This is a genomic window from Rhodococcus sp. H29-C3, assembly GCF_030063405.1.
Lineage (GTDB): Bacteria > Actinomycetota > Actinomycetes > Mycobacteriales > Mycobacteriaceae > Rhodococcoides.
The window spans coordinates 1-15,557 of the sequence record NZ_JASITC010000004.1 but is presented as its reverse complement, the minus strand read 5'-3'; the positions used below and the strand labels follow the sequence as shown (position 1 = coordinate 15,557).

At 62.3% G+C, this 15,557-nt stretch carries 12 protein-coding genes; 6 read left to right on the top strand and 6 right to left on the bottom strand.

Annotated features, from left to right (window positions below):
* Positions 1-7: 7 nt before the first annotated feature.
* Positions 8-2,587: an alpha-glucan family phosphorylase gene (gene glgP, locus QMK32_RS10250; protein ID WP_283474751.1), complete on the bottom strand. Its 2,580-nt coding sequence runs from the start codon at positions 2,585-2,587 to the stop codon at positions 8-10.
* Positions 2,588-2,808: 221 nt separating this feature from the next.
* On the opposite strand from glgP, the gene QMK32_RS10245 reads away from it, so the two are divergent.
* Genes QMK32_RS10245 through QMK32_RS10235 form a run of 3 tightly spaced genes read left to right on the top strand, consistent with a single transcriptional unit; the run spans position 2,809 to position 8,489 of the window.
* The gene (locus tag QMK32_RS10245) at positions 2,809-4,818 is read left to right on the top strand and encodes a maltotransferase domain-containing protein (RefSeq protein ID WP_283474750.1); all 2,010 of its coding nucleotides are present in this window, start codon (positions 2,809-2,811) and stop codon (positions 4,816-4,818) included.
* An 11-nt stretch (positions 4,819-4,829) separates the two neighbouring features.
* Complete coding sequence (glgB, locus tag QMK32_RS10240; protein ID WP_283474749.1) at positions 4,830-7,034, top strand: 1,4-alpha-glucan branching protein GlgB; 2,205 nt, start codon at positions 4,830-4,832, stop codon at positions 7,032-7,034.
* Positions 7,035-8,489 carry a neutral zinc metallopeptidase gene (locus QMK32_RS10235; RefSeq protein WP_283474748.1) on the top strand — a complete coding sequence of 485 codons (1,455 nt, stop codon included), beginning with the start codon at positions 7,035-7,037 and terminating at the stop codon, positions 8,487-8,489.
* Between the two features lie 18 nt (positions 8,490-8,507).
* On the opposite strand, the gene QMK32_RS10230 is transcribed toward QMK32_RS10235, so the two are convergent.
* From QMK32_RS10230 to QMK32_RS10220, 3 genes are all read right to left on the bottom strand, one after another.
* Positions 8,508-9,401: a tetratricopeptide repeat protein gene (locus QMK32_RS10230; RefSeq protein WP_283475323.1), complete on the bottom strand. Its 894-nt coding sequence runs from the start codon at positions 9,399-9,401 to the stop codon at positions 8,508-8,510.
* A gap of 112 nt (positions 9,402-9,513) precedes the next feature.
* Entirely contained in the window at positions 9,514-9,882 is a 369-nt protein-coding gene (locus QMK32_RS10225) for a DUF3817 domain-containing protein (RefSeq protein WP_283474747.1), read from the bottom strand.
* Between the two features lie 103 nt (positions 9,883-9,985).
* On the bottom strand, positions 9,986-11,176 hold the full coding sequence (locus tag QMK32_RS10220) for an acetyl-CoA C-acetyltransferase (RefSeq protein ID WP_283474746.1): 1,191 nt from the start codon (positions 11,174-11,176) through the stop codon (positions 9,986-9,988).
* 95 nt (positions 11,177-11,271) lie between these two features.
* On the opposite strand from QMK32_RS10220, the gene mce reads away from it, so the two are divergent.
* Positions 11,272-11,751, top strand: a complete 480-nt coding sequence (gene mce / locus QMK32_RS10215; protein WP_269306803.1) for a methylmalonyl-CoA epimerase — start codon at positions 11,272-11,274, stop codon at positions 11,749-11,751.
* A 45-nt stretch (positions 11,752-11,796) separates the two neighbouring features.
* Positions 11,797-12,732, top strand: a complete 936-nt coding sequence (locus QMK32_RS10210; protein ID WP_269306801.1) for a coiled-coil domain-containing protein — start codon at positions 11,797-11,799, stop codon at positions 12,730-12,732.
* A 15-nt stretch (positions 12,733-12,747) separates the two neighbouring features.
* On the opposite strand, the gene QMK32_RS10205 is transcribed toward QMK32_RS10210, so the two are convergent.
* Together QMK32_RS10205 and nucS are read right to left on the bottom strand one after the other, a co-directional pair.
* Entirely contained in the window at positions 12,748-13,065 is a 318-nt protein-coding gene (locus QMK32_RS10205; protein ID WP_084345097.1) for an Rv1322 family protein, read from the bottom strand.
* 47 nt (positions 13,066-13,112) lie between these two features.
* The gene (gene nucS, locus QMK32_RS10200) at positions 13,113-13,784 is read right to left on the bottom strand and encodes an endonuclease NucS (protein ID WP_283474745.1); all 672 of its coding nucleotides are present in this window, start codon (positions 13,782-13,784) and stop codon (positions 13,113-13,115) included.
* 42 nt (positions 13,785-13,826) lie between these two features.
* Between nucS and QMK32_RS10195 the strand changes: the two genes are divergently transcribed.
* Positions 13,827-15,404 carry an adenylate/guanylate cyclase domain-containing protein gene (locus QMK32_RS10195; protein ID WP_283474744.1) on the top strand — a complete coding sequence of 526 codons (1,578 nt, stop codon included), beginning with the start codon at positions 13,827-13,829 and terminating at the stop codon, positions 15,402-15,404.
* Positions 15,405-15,557: the final 153 nt, after the last annotated feature.

The window sequence follows — 15,557 nt, the reverse complement described above, 5'->3', positions numbered from 1 at the left end:
AGGCGGGTTACGGATTCGGCGATTTCACCAGACCCAGTTCGGCATCACCGGCCAACAGTGGATGGTGCGGCAGCACTCGCACGGTGTAACCGACTGCCCCGCTGACCGGCAGAGCTGTGTCGGTCTCGAAGACCTCGCCGAGCGAATCCGTTCCTGAATGCGTCATAGCCACCGTTCGGGTATCGGTCAGATCCTCGTCGTCGGTAACCCGGCCGAGCACCGCCTGAACGACGACGTCCAACGGCGAAAGACCGCCGAGCCGGACGTACGCCCGCAAGGTGAGCTTCGCGCCGATGACAGGGGTGTCGGGCAGGCCTTCACTGTCGACCTGTACGACCTCGACGGAATGCCAGGCATCCTCGACCCGTCGGCGATACGCTGCGATATCCTTCGCGCCTGCGTACTCGTCGCGGTCGACTGTGCGCGCCGCGGTCGCGGCCGGTGCGTAGTAACCGAGCGTGTAGTCACGAACCATCCTCGACGCCAGCACCTTCGGCCCCAGATGCTCGAGGGTGTGGCGAACCATCTCGATCCAGCGAGTCGGCACACCGTCGGTGCGGTCGTAGAATTTGGGCAACACGGACTGCTCCAGCAACTCGTAGAGCGCTGAGGCTTCGAGGTCGTCGCGGCGACTCTCGTCAGTCACCCCGTCGGCGGTCGGTATGGCCCAACCGTTCTCGCCGTCGTACATCTCGTCCCACCATCCGTCGCGGATGGACAGGTTGAGACCGCCGTTCAATGCGGACTTCATGCCCGAGGTTCCGCAGGCTTCGAGTGGGCGAAGTGGGTTGTTGAGCCAGACGTCGCAGCCCCAGTAGAGGTATCGAGCCATTGACATGTCGTAGTCCGGTAGGAACACGATGCGATGGCGAATATCTGCGGCATCGGCGAACCGAACTATCTGCTGGATGAGGGCCTTGCCACCGTCGTCCGCGGGATGGGACTTTCCGGCAACGACCAATTGCACTGGACGGTCCGGATCGAGCAGCAGCCTCTTCAGCCGTTCCGGTTCGCGCAGCATCAATGTCAGACGCTTGTAGGTCGGCACTCGCCTCGCGAACCCGACCGTCAACACGTTCGGATCGAAAACCCCTGACGTCCAACCAAGTTCAGCCTCGGTCGAGCCTCGCTCCACACACGATCGATGTACCCGACGGCGCACTTCGTCGACGAGTTGACCCCGAAGATCGTTTCGCGTCGACCACAGTTTTTCGGACGGGACGTTCTGCAACTGTTCCCAGCCGCGTGCTTCCTCCAGCGCATCGGCACCGACGGTGTCGTTCGCCAGCTCCATCCACTCGCGCGCGGCCCAGGTGGGTGCGTGAACACCATTGGTGACCGAGCCGATCGGTACCTCCGATACATCGAATCCACGCCACAGATCGTTGAACATGCCCCGGCTGACGATCCCGTGCAGCTTCGAGACACCGTTGGCGCGTTGGCCCAGGCGAAGGCCCATGTGCGCCATGTTGAACACCGACCGATCGGGCTCACCGCCCAGCGCCAGAATGCGGTCCATCGGCAGACCTGGCAGCAAGGCCGAGTCGGCGGAGGCGTCGCTGCCGAAGTAGTGCCGGACCAGATCGGCCGGAAACCGGTCGATGCCGGCAGGCACCGGCGTGTGGGTGGTGAACACGGTTCCTGCTCGCACCGATGCGAGGGCGGAGTCGAAGTCCAGTCCTTCGCCGGTGACGAGTTCGCGGATGCGTTCGGCGCCGAGGAACCCTGCGTGCCCCTCGTTCATGTGGAACACCTCGGGGTCCGGCAGGCCGTGCGCGTGCGTATACGCTCGAATGGCACGTACCCCGCCGATTCCGGCCAGAATCTCCTGCTTGATGCGGTGGTCCTGGTCTCCGCCGTACAGGCGATCGGTCACGCCTCGAAGTTCCGGATCGTTGTCCGCGATATCGGAGTCCAGCAACAGCAATGGGACGCGTCCGACCTGCGCGATCCATACCCGAGCTCGCAGGACTCGCTCTCCCGGCATCGACACGTGAATGAGGACCGGGGCATCGGACGAGTCGGTGAGCAGACGCAGGGGCAGGCCCTGCGGATCGAGCGATGGGTAGCGCTCGGACTGCCATCCGTCGGCGGTCAGTGACTGCCGGAAGTATCCGGATCTGTAGAGAAGGCCGACTCCGATCAACGGCAGACCCAAGTCGGACGCAGCTTTGAGATGGTCGCCCGCAAGGATGCCGAGTCCGCCCGAGTAGTTGGGCAGGACCTCGCTGACACCGAACTCCATCGAGAAGTAACCGATGCCGGTGGGCAGCGAAGAATCGGTGCGCTGCTTCTTCTGGAACCAGAGTGGACGAGTCAGGTAGTCCGACAGATCGCCGGACACTACCGCAAGGCGGTCGACGAAAGTCGGATCGTCTGCAAGTTCTTCCAGGCGCTTCGGCGCGACCGCTCCGAGCAGAGCGATGGGATCGCGGTCGAGTTCGGCCCAGAGCGCAGGGTCGATCTCCTCGAAGAGTTGTCGAGTAGGTGGGTGCCACGACCAGCGGAGGTTTGTCGAAAGCTCCGCTAGGGTATTCAGACGTTCGGGCAGGTGGGCTCGGACAGTGAACCGACGCAAGGCTTTCACGAATCGAACCCTACCCACCTCGTCCGTCACATGGACGGACCCGCCGGTGCCACTGGCGGGGAACGCCCGACGGACGACCGAAAATCGCTGACGGAGGCCGCTGACACAGGCACAGCGTCGCCGTCTGCACTACGGTTGTTCACGAGAGCACGCCGACCATCAGTTAGTCGGCCGTCGCACCCGATGCGAACGGCCGAACGGAGCGAAGAACGGAGTGTGAAGTGACAGGTCGACTCGGTATCGACAATGTCCTTCCAGACACGAGCACCGGAAAATACCCCGCGAAAGCGGTGGTAGGCGAAGCATTTCCGGTTTCGGCGGATGTGTGGCGAGAAGGTCACGACGCGGTGGCCGCAACACTCGCCGTTCGTGGCCCCGGAGTCCGGACCCCACTACGCATCACCATGACCCCGGGCAGCGAACCCGACACGTTCGACGCACTCTTCACTCCGAGCGCCCCCGGTTACTGGATCTGCCGAATCGAGGCGTGGAGCGATCCCGTCGAGACATGGAAGCATGCACTCGAAGCCAAACTCGGTGTGGGTCAGAGCGCCACCGAGTTGGCCAACGACTTGGAAATCGGTGCACGGGTTTTCGAGCGCGCTGCCAAAGGTGTGCCCAGCGAGGAACGAGCGCTTCTTGCCGACGTCGTCACTGCGCTGCGCGACACCGACCGTCAGCTCCCGGCTCGCGTCGCTTCGGCATTCACACCGGCAGTGGCCGATCTTCTGCACCAGTACCCGCTGCGCGAACTGGTGACGCGCTCCCCCGCCATCAACGTCTGGGTGGACCGCAATCGCGCGCTCAACGGCGCCTGGTACGAGTTCTTTCCCCGGTCGACAGGTGGATGGAACGAAGATGGCACACCGCGTCACGGCACGTTCGCCACATCTATCGAGCAACTCCCCCGCATTGCCGGCATGGGATTCGATGTCGTCTACCTTCCGCCGATCCATCCGATCGGGGAGATCAATCGGAAAGGCCCGAACAACACGCTGACCCCGGCGCCGCACGACGTCGGTTCACCGTGGGCCATCGGATCCAAAGACGGCGGGCACGACGCGATCCATCCCGAGCTCGGTACGGAAGACGACTTTCGGGCGTTCGTGGAGGCAGCCGAGGCACTCGACCTCGAGGTCGCTATCGATTTGGCGCTTCAGGCAGCCCCGGACCACCCGTGGGCGGCGACCCATCCGGAGTGGTTCACAGTCCTCCCCGACGGCACGATCGCCTACGCGGAGAATCCCCCCAAGAAGTACCAGGACATCTATCCGGTCAACTTCGACAACGATCGCCGCGGCATCTACAACGAGGTTCTGCGCGTCACTCGACATTGGATTGCCTTGGGAGTCAAAATCTTCCGAGTGGACAATCCACATACCAAGCCGCCGGATTTCTGGGAATGGCTCATCGCCGAGATCAAGAAGTCTCATCCGGAGGTGCTGTTCCTCGCCGAGGCTTTCACCAGGCCTGCGCGGATGTACGGGTTGGCCAAGCGTGGCTTCACGCAGTCCTACACGTACTTCACGTGGCGGGTTGCCAAGTGGGAGCTCACCGAGTTCGCCGAGGAGCATGCCCGACGCGCAGACGATGCGCGGCCGAATCTGTTCGTCAACACCCCGGACATCCTTCACGAAAGCCTTCAGACCGGCGGGCCCGGAATGTTCGCGCTTCGTGCTGCGCTGGCGGCCACCCTGTCGCCCACGTGGGGTGTGTACTCGGGTTACGAATTGTTCGAGCACCAAGCCGTGCGTCCAGGCAGCGAGGAGTATCTCGATTCGGAAAAGTACCAACTCCGTCCCCGAGACTTCGATGGCGCACTGGCACGAGGAGAATCACTGGAGCCGTGGTTGGCGACACTGAATTCGATCAGACGGGCGCATCCGGCCCTACAACAGTTGCGCAACATCCATTTTCATCATGTCGACAACGACGCGCTGATCGCCTACTCGAAGTTCGATCCGGTCACCGGCGACTCGGTACTCGTGGTGATCAACCTCGATCCGTTCGGACCGGAAGAAGGCACCATCTGGTTGGACATGCCTGCGCTCGGACACGACTGGCATGACAGCCTCACCGTCACCGACGAAGTCAGTGGCCAGCAATTCAATTGGGGACAGACCAACTTCGTCAGATTGGAACCGTGGAAGTCAGTGGCGCACATATTGGCGCTACCGCCGATTCCGTATCCGGCACGGCTCGAACTGGCATACCGCGGCAACCGGAAGTGAGTGGGAAAATCGTGACCGATAAGCCGACGACAACCGACATTGCCTCACCGAGCAGCAATGATCTCGAACTGCTCGCCCAAGGCAGACACTACGATCCGCACTCGGTGCTCGGCGCGCACCCAGTGCCCGGCGGAACGGCCATCCGTGCGCTCGAGCCGAACGCAGAGTCGGTTATCGCGCGCATCGGCGGCGTCGACCATCCGTTGACCCATGTTGCGCATGGCGTGTTCAGCGTCGTCGTACCGTTCACCGATTTGATGGACTACCGACTCGTCGTCACCTGGCCCGGCGGAGCCACCGTCGAGTCCGCCGACGGTTACCGATTCCTCCCCACGCTGGGAGAACTGGACCTGCACCTGTTCGGCGAGGGCAGGCACGAGCGACTGTGGGACATCCTCGGTGCCCACGAGCAGAATTACACCACCCCGGACGGCGACGTCAGCGGCACCTCGTTCGCAGTATGGGCGCCGGCCGCCGCGGGCGTGACCGTAGTCGGAAGCTTCGACGGGTGGTCGGGCCAGAGTTGGCCCATGCGTGCGCTCGGATCGACCGGTGTCTGGGAGCTGTTCGTTCCTGATGTCGGACCTGGAACCATCTACAAGTATCGCGTCCACGGTTCCGACGGTGTCGTGCGTGACAAGGCCGACCCGATGGCTTTCGCCACCGAGATTCCACCTGCCACCGGATCGGTCGTCGCCGGCTCCACGTTCGAATGGTCCGACGACGACTGGCTCGCAGCACGCGCGGAGATCGAGCCGACTCGGGCACCGATGAGCGTCTACGAAGTCCACTTGGCATCTTGGCGTCCCGGCTTGGACTATCGCCAATTGGCCGTGCAACTGGCCGAGTACATGCTCGAAACCGGATTCACCCACGTCGAGTTGTTGCCGGTCGCCGAGCACCCGTTCGGTGGATCGTGGGGCTACCAGGTGACGTCCTACTACGCCCCGACCTCACGGTTCGGCAGCCCCGACGATTTTCGCTTCTTCGTCGATCACCTGCACGAGGCAGGCATCGGCGTCCTCGTCGACTGGGTGCCCGCTCACTTCCCAAAAGACGAGTGGGCACTGGCCAATTTCGACGGCGGTCCGCTCTACGAGCACGGGGATCCTCAACGCGGGGAGCAACTCGACTGGGGCACGTTGGTCTTCGACTTCGGTCGTCGCGAGGTGCGAAACTTTCTGGTCGCCAACGCGCTGTACTGGCTCGACGAGTTTCACATCGACGGACTGCGCGTCGACGCTGTCGCTTCCATGATCTACCTCGACTACTCCCGTCCCGAGGGTGGCTGGACGCCGAACATCTACGGTGGCCGCGAGAACCTCGAAGCCGTGTCGTTTCTGCAGGAAATGAACGCGACAGTGCACAAGAAGCACCGAGGCGTCGTCACTGTCGCCGAAGAGTCCACCGCGTGGCCCGGCGTCACCCGACCGACCAGTGTCGGTGGCCTCGGCTTCAACATGAAGTGGAACATGGGCTGGATGCACGACACGCTCGACTTCCTCGGGCGCGATCCGATTCATCGCAGCTTTCACCATCACGAGATCACGTTCTCGTTGGTGTACGCGTGGAGTGAGAATTACCTCTTGCCGATCAGTCACGACGAAGTCGTCCACGGCAAAGGCACGTTGTGGTCACGCATGCCTGGGGACAACTTCACGAAGGCTGCTGGGATGCGCGGTCTGCTCGCGTACATGTGGGCGCACCCCGGCAAGCAGTTGCTCTTCATGGGTCAGGAATTCGGTCAGACCCGTGAGTGGTCCGAGGAGCGCGGGCTCGACTGGTACCAGCTCGACGACAACAACGACGACGGTCTGCACCGCGGGGTACTGAACTTGGTCAGCGATCTGAACTCCGTCTACCGGGCGAACTCTGCTCTCTGGACTCTGGACACGTCCCCCAGCGGGTATTCGTGGATCGATGCCAACGACACCGAGAACAACGTGCTCAGCTTCTTGCGCTATGGCGCGGACGGATCTGTAGTCGCGTGTATCTTCAACTTCTCCGGAGTCGTACACGGCGACTATCGTGTCGGACTACCGGAGCCTGGTCGCTGGATCGAGATCCTCAATACGGACGCAGAGTCCTACGGGGGTTCGGGGATCGGCAATCTCGGAGAAGTAACCGCAACATCGCACTCGTGGCATGGTCGACCGTCGTCTGCAGAGGTGGCACTTCCCGCCCATGGCGCGATTTGGATAAAACTGGAGCGTTGAATGAGTGGCGGTCGTACCCGACACACACTGTGGATGACCGCCGTGATCACGATGTTGGTAGTGAGTGGATGTGGCTCCTCGGTCGACGGCCGGGCAGTGTCGATATACGACAACCCATTCACCGTGGCTGGTCTGCCGGTCACGGATGGGCCGAGCGGGCCACGTCCGGGAGCTCCGAATTCGACGCTCGAGGTGCTCAATGCCGAGGGCACGGATTCGGACATTCTCGCCACTGACGCCATAGACGACATCCAGCGGTACTGGTCGCAGATCTATCCGGAACTGTTCAAAGGCACCTTCACCCCTGTGTCGGCACTCATTTCCTGGGACGCAGGCGAGGACGAGGACGAGGGCATCAGGTTCTGCGGGGACCGGACAGGCGGGATTCCCAACGCTGCGTACTGCTCTCGCGACGACACCATCGGGTGGGATCGAACGATTTTGTTGCCCGCATTGATCGACGCTTTCGGTCCGATGTCGGTCGTCATGGTCATCGCACACGAATACGGTCATGCCGTGCAGTATCAGTCGGGTCTGATCGGCGAGGACACCCCGACGATCGTCGCCGAGCAGCAGGCAGATTGCTTCGCTGGTGCCTTCATTCGGCATGTCGCCGAAGGGGATTCGGCACATTTCACCATCAACACCTCCGACGGGCTCAACGGTGTACTCGCTGCGACCGTCGCTGTCCGCGACGTGGATCCCAACGATCCAGATTCGGTCCACGGCACCGCCTTCGAACGTGTCACCGCAGTTCAGATCGGATTCACCGACGGGGCGGCGGCCTGTACCGAGATCGACGAAGCCGAAATCGAATCGCGCCGAGCGGATCTCCCCCAGCAGTTCAGCAACACCGCCGACGACGGCGAGCTTCCGGTTACCGTGGAGACGCTGGAGGCATTCGTCAGGTCGTTCGAAAGCCTGCTGACACTGCAGAACCCACCCACTGTCACCTACGACGGGTCGGACACCGATTGCCCGGACGGCACTTCGACCGAGCCGGTGTCGTACTGCGCCTCGACCAACACCATCGGCGTGGACGTCGACGCCCTCGCCGAGTTCGGCACCGCCGAGCGTCCACGGCGCGGAGACGTCATTCCCCTCAACGTATCCGGCGACTACAGCGCATATGTGCTGTTCGCTTCGCGATACACACTTGCCGTCCAGAACGAGGCAGGCCAACCGCTCGACAACCCGCAGACTGCGTTGCGATCGGCCTGCTTGGCCGGCGTCATCACCGCAGGACTGAGCGCCGAGAACAGAACCAGCACTTCGGAGTTGGAAGTGTGGCTCTCCCCTGGCGACCTCGACGAGGCCGTCTCCGGCCTGCTGAGCGACGGATTGACCGCCAGCGACATCGATGGAGTGACGCTTCCCAGCGGCTTCTCTCGCGTCGACGCATTCCGGTCGGGAGTGCTGGGCGGACGCGAGCAGTGCAACACCCGCTACCGCTGACCAGCACGGTGCCCTACATCAGTACAGGGCAGAAGCCAGCTTTCGACGTGCAGCCACCACGATCGGATCCGCAGCATCGAACAGCTCGAAAAGTTCGAGTAGGCGCGTCCTGAGTTGCGTGCGCTCGTCACCTGCCGTCTTCTTGATGCCGGCAATGAGTCGGGCGAACGCAGCTTCTGGTTTCTGCTGAGACAGCTCGACGTCAGCAGCTTCGATCTGAGCCGTCACATCGGACGGCGTAGCGTCTGCGCGTTCCACGGCGTCGACATCGACGTGTTGGACTCGTGCGAGAAAGCGCACCTGGCGAAGCGCAGCAAGCGCCTCCGTGTTCGACGGCTCGGCGTCGATGATCGCCTGATACGCAGCTTCAGCAGCAACGAAGTCACCCTCGTCGATTGCCTCCTCGGCCGCGACGAAACGAGGATCCTCCGGCTCGGGTTCATCCTCACCGGCGTCGTCGCCCGCGTTGAGCGGGCCGGTGAGCTTGCCCGCCGTCGCCTGCTCGACAGCCTCGAGCCATTTCCGCAGCTGCTCATCGGGCTGCGAGCCTTCGAAATCAGCGAGCGGCTGTCCAGCTGCTACCGCGATGACCGTAGGAATGGCCTTGACGCCGAAGGCTTGCGCGATCTGAGGGTTGCTGTCGACATCCACCCGCGCATGCACCCAGGCCCCGCCCGCCTCGAGCGCCAGCTGGCCCAGTTGCCGAGTCAGCGCAGCAGACTGCGGAGATCGAGCCGACCCGAGATCTACGATCACCGGGACCTGCGAGGACCGCTGCAGGACCTCCGCCTCGAAGTTGGCAGTCGTCACATCGACGATAGGAGCCAGTCCTGCTGAAGAGTCGTCGCTTCCAGCAGCAGGCGGCGGCGCCGGACGATCCTTCAGAGCAGAGAGGTCGACGGCACCTGCGATGGATGCCGGGACGGCAGTTGGCGGACGGGCTGAAGAGCGAGAACCGGGACGAGTCACGCCCTACAGTTTGTCACTAACGGTGAAGACTCACTACTGCTGGTACTCGCGGGAACTACGAGGGCGTGCCGGCGCCCTTTGCCAGGGCAGGTTCGGACGTGCTCAGCTCGGCGAGACGGCCTGTTCGCGTGGCCCAAATCTCGAACACGACGGTCCCGAACGGCGGAATGCTGGCAAGAAGCGCGAGCACGCTGGTCTTGATATCCCAGCGAAGTTTGAGTGCTGTCAGGATCGAGATCAGGACGTAGATCACGAACACCGCGCCGTGGATCGGACCGAAGATTTTGACACCGATCTCATTGCCGTCCGCGGGCAGCCACTTGAAGGCCATTCCAACCAACAGACCCAGCCACGTAAACGCCTCGAGGACTGCGAAAAAACGGAATCTCCTGGCCGTGGTGCTCAGATCGAAGAAGGTCAGCATGCGCCCCATTGTGCCCGATCGACTACGACAGAGCGTAGTGGGTCTGGTCTCACTTCGACGCCCCAGCAGAAGCGTCGAACGCGAAGTGAGACCAGACCGAACGTCAGGACTTCGGTACCCGAACGATCAGCGCATCGCCCTGTCCGCCGCCACCGCACAATGCTGCCGCGCCGATTCCTCCGCCGCGGCGTCCGAGCTCGAGTGCGAGATGCAGCGCAATACGTGCACCGGACATTCCCAGGGGGTGCCCGATAGCAATTGCTCCACCATTGACGTTGACCTTGGCATCGTCGATGCCGAGTTCACGGGTGGAGGCGATACCGACCGCAGCGAAAGCCTCGTTGATCTCGATCAGATCGAGATCCTTCGGGTCGATCCCCTCTTTGGCGCACGCCTTGGCGATCGCCCGAGCGGGCTGGCTCTGCAGCGAAGAATCCGGACCTGCGACGACGCCGTGCGCGCCGATCTCGGCAATCCACCTCAGCCCAAGACTCTCTGCCTTGTCACGGCTCATGACGATCACGGCCGCGGCACCGTCGTTGATGGTCGAGGCATTGCCCGCGGTGATCGTGCCGGTCTTACTGAACGCCGGGCGAAGCTTGGCGAGAGTATCGGTAGTCGTATCGGCGCGGATGCCTTCGTCCTGGGACACCACGATCGGGTCACCTTTGCGCTGCGGGATGCTGACCGGAACGACCTCGTCGTCGAAGATCCCGTTCTTCCAAGCCGCTGCCGCGCGTTGATGAGATGCGGCCGCGAACGCGTCCTGTTCCTCACGCGTGCTGGCAGTGGGGCCTTCGTTGCGTGATTCGGTAAGTCCACCCATCGCCTGATCGGTGAAGATGTCGTACAGGCCGTCGTAGGCCAGATGATCACGCATGGTCACGTCGCCGTACTTGTAGCCCGCGCGAGACTTTTCGAGCATATGCGGCGCCTGGGTCATCGACTCCTGACCGCCGGCAACGACGACCTCGAACTCGCCCGCCCGGATCAGCTGATCAGCGAGGGCGATCGCGTCGACCCCGGAAAGGCACACCTTGTTGATGGTCAGCGCGGGAACATCCATCGGAATACCGGCGGCAGCAGCGGCCTGACGAGCTGGGATCTGACCTGCACCTGCGGTGAGAACCTGGCCCATGATGACGTACTCGACGAGGTCCGGGGCGACACCGGCCTTCTCGAGCGCACCCTTTATCGCGATACCGCCGAGGTCCGAACCGGACAGATCCCTCAACGCCCCGGACAGCTTGCCTACCGGTGTGCGAGCCCCGGCGATGATGACAGAAGTAGTCACAATGTTCCTCCAACCAATTGCACGAAAAGTGAGTCGTCGATCTCTACAACAGCCCCAGTGAGCGATTCGATCCAGCTGACGCTAACGTCGACTGCATGACCTCCACCACGCAGTCTCCCACGAGTACCCCACTCCGATCCGACCTGGTGACGGCTATCGACCACGTCGGCATCGCTGTGCCGGACCTCGATGTCGCCATCGCCTGGTACACCGAACATCTCGGAATGGTGGCAACACACGAAGAAGTCAACGAGGAGCAGGGCGTCCGCGAGGCCATGCTGTCCTTTCCCGGAGCCACTTCGGCGTCGGCCGCACTTCAGTTGCTCGCACCGCTGAACGAAGAGTCAACCATCGCCAAGTTCATCGGCCGTAGCGGACCCGGCTTGCAACAACTGGCCTACCGGGTCAGCAGCATCGAGGAAATCTCCGACGAACTACGCAGTCGTGGGGTTCGACTGCTCTACGACGCACCTCGTCGCGGCACCGCAGATTCGCGTATCAATTTCATTCACCCGAAAGATGCAGGTGGCGTACTCATCGAATTGGTGGAACCATCCGAGATATCAGTTCATTGACCCACCGTATGGCCCTGAAAACCTGGCAAAGGTAAGTTGACCGCCATGGCAAACGAGCAAGATCGCACCGGGGTGCAACTTCCTTTCTCTCTCGTCCGAAAAGGATTCGATCGCGACGAAGTCACCAACTACTTCGAACGGTTCGACGCTGAGCTTCGGCTGACTACCGCCGATCGCGATGCCGCTGCAGCCCAAGCCCGCGACCTGGCCAAACAACTGGACGACGCTCGGGACGAGATCGACGAACTTCGCAAGGACATCGACCGACTGTCGGTGCCTCCTACTACGGCAGAGGGGATGAGTGACCGGATCTCGCGGATGCTCAGACTCGCATCCGACGAGGCCTCCGAAGTTCGGGCCAAAGCGCACGCCGAGTCCGAGGAGATGGTCTCGGTCGCCGAGCAAGAGAGCGCGCGTCTACGCGGTCGTCACGAAACACTCGTCGCCGAGTTGGAGGAGCGTCGTTCCGCGCTCGAGACCGAGCACGAGCAGACGATGGCTCAGGCACGCACCGAGGCGGCTCGCGTGGTGGAGGCAGCGCAGTCCGAGCGCGATCAGCTCGCCGCCGAGTCCGAGGCCAAGCGCGCCAAGGTTCAAGAGGACTTCGAGATCACCATGGCCGATCGCCGCACCAAGATCCTCGCGGCTCTCGAAGACCTCGAAGCATCGAGCAAAGCCGACGCTGCACACCGCATCGAAGAGGCCACGAAGGAATCGACTCGCCGACTTCAGGCCGCGACCGAACAGGCCGAACGACGGATCGCACACTCGAAGGAACTGGCCGAGGAACTCCGAGTGCTGCGCAGCCGAGTGCTCGCCCAGCTACTCGGTATTCGTGGCCAACTCGACTCCGTGCCCGCAATGCTCGCGTCGGTCAACCGGGAGAGCGAATTGCTCGACGCAGCCGAGCCCGCCGCTTCCCCGAAGGCCAAGGACGATGTGGTCGATCTCGGCAAGGAAAAGGCTTCCACGTCATCTTGATTCACCGGGCGCTGGCTACGACCAGCGCCTGGTCAGGCCTCTCGTTCCCCGGCCAGACCAACACCCCGTGTGCCAATGCCGTCGGTCCTCCGGGCCGCCCAGATCGTCCGACGGCCACGCCACCACGTGCGCGACTCCCGGCCGCACCTCGTGATCGCAGCCTGGACAACGATACGTCTTCGTAGCTCGGTTCCCGGGCACAGTCCGAAAAGTGAATTCCTCATCGGACCATCCGGCCGGCCCGCCCTCTACCCGGGCGCCGCCGAGAAGCGAATCCGGAGATCCTGCTGCTTTCTTGCGGACCGCTTTGCGGTCGTGGTTCCGTCGAGGCACAGTATGAGTGTAAGAGAAGCGCTCGCGCAACTGCGACGGCATACGAATCAGAACAGACGGAACTCGGTGCTTTCGGTACCGCGCAGCACGTCGTAGTCGAGCGTCACGCATCGGATTCCACGGTCGACTGCCAGCGTTTTGGCTTGCGGCTTGATCACCTGCGCCGCGAACACTCCACTCACCGGTGACAGCACCGGATCCCGATTCAACAGTTCCAGATAGCGTGTCAACTGCTCGACCCCATCGATCTCACCACGACGCTTGATCTCCACAGCTACGGTTCCACCGTCAGCATTCCGGCAAAGAAGATCAACTGGACCGATAGCCGTCATGTATTCGCGGCGCACAAGCGTGTAGCCGGTACCGAGTGTCTCGACATGCTCGGCGAGCAACTCCTGAAGGTGAGACTCGACCCCGTCTTTCACCAAGCCCGGATCGATACCCAGTTCATGACTCGAGTCGAGCTCGACCCCGTCGATCGTGATTCGAAGTTCCTCGCCGGCCTTGTTCGTCACGACCCACTTGATCGTCTCGCCCTCGGTCGTCTCGGTCATCCAACACGGCGGGCTCATCCAGTTCAACGGTTTGTACGCGCGATCGTCCGCATGCACACTCACCGAGCCGTCGGACTTCACCAGAAGGAGACGACGAGCAGGGGGAAGATGGGCAGTGAGGCGGCCGACATAGTCCACTTGGCAACGAGCAATTACGAGACGCACTCGCCCACCCTAAGCCAGAGCGCCCGCTACTCTATGACCACCATGCCGCAACCGAGACGATCCGTCGCGCCTCTCGGATCCCGCCTACTCGGCGACATATCCGAATCACCCTGTCGGCGTCGTATACGCATTCAACTGCTCCTCACTACGTTCCTGCTCGGAGCCAATCTGATCGGCGCCGTCATCGTCGTCACTTTGGTCACTGTCGTCGTTCCCGGGCCGGATGTTCTCGTCGTCGAGAAATATTGGTGGGTCAACTTCATAGTTGTTCCGGTCTACGTCTTCTTGGCATTCTTCGTCGGGGTGCTCTGGGGCACGACCAGAGCACTTCGAGACCTCCGTTGGTCCGTCGAGGGCCGTCCGCCGACACGCCGAGAACAGGTCAACACGTTGTCGATGCCGTGGCAGTTGACCGGACTGCAGATCCTCCTGTGGACCGTCGGACTGATTCCGATCACCACTATCAACGGCATCATCGATCCTCAAACGATTCCCAAAGTGGCATTCACTATTGGCGCAGGTGGAACCGTGGTCTGCGCTTTCAGCTACCTGTTGAGCGAATTCGCGTTGCGCCCCGCCGCCGCCCGCGCACTCGAAGCAGGCGATCCACGTCGGATCCGGATCGCCGGAGTGATGGGCCGATCGATCCTGTCCTGGATCCTCGGAACCGGTGTGCCGGTAGCAGGGCTGATGATCATCGCGATCTTCAGTTTCATCCGCCCGTACTACACCGAATCGGGTCAATTGGCCGTCGCGATCCTGGCGCTGGGTGGAATCACCCTGATCTTCGGGTTCTTCCTGACGCTTCTCGGAGGATTTGCGACGACCGCACCCATCAGCAACGTCAGATCCGGGATGGCAGAAGTCGAACGCGGCAACCTCGACGTCCATCTGGCTGTATACGACGGCACCGAGTTAGGCGAGTTACAAAGCGGATTCAACAGAATGGCAGACGGAATCCGCGAGCGTGAGAAGATTCGCGACCTCTTCGGACGCCACGTCGGACAGGAAGTCGCCGAAGCTGCTCTCAGCAAAACCTCGGAGCTCGGCGGTGAAGAGCGCGACATCGCGGTGTTCTTCATAGACCTGGTCGGCTCGACGGAGCTTGCCGCATCCAGTCCCCCGAAAGAGGTCGTCGACCTTCTCAACCGCTTCTTCGCAGTCGTCGTCGACGAGGTCGACGACCACGGTGGCTTCATCAACAAGTTCGAGGGCGACGCCGCCCTCGCTATCTTCGGTGCACCCGGCGAACTCCCCGACCATTGCGGTTCTGCACTAGCGGCGGCCCGAAAAATCAGCACTCGATTACTCGACGAAGTCACCGAATGCACTGCAGCAGTGGGCGTTGCATCCGGCCGTGCCGTAGCCGGCAACGTCGGAGCGAAATCGCGCTTCGAATACACAGTGATCGGTGACCCCGTCAACGAAGCTGCCAGATTGTCCGAACTCGCCAAGAACGCTCCCGGTGCGATCCTTGCATCGCAGGCAACAGTCGACAACGCCACGGAGGTAGAAGCGTCGCTCTGGGAACTCGGCGACAGCGTGACACTGCGTGGCCGTTCCGTTCACACCGTCCTCGCCAGCCCGAAGCAAGCGGCCGAGTCGGGTCAAGGCTCGTAAGCCGCTGTGAGTGTGAGTGTTGCTCCGGCCGCTCCACTTATCGCTTGAATGGTCCATTCATACGATCAGATAGCGTGGACGCGCCATCGAAGCGACAGTGGCGACTATGCCATCGAAGCGATGATCAAGCACACCTGTGGATGCACCGGCGCT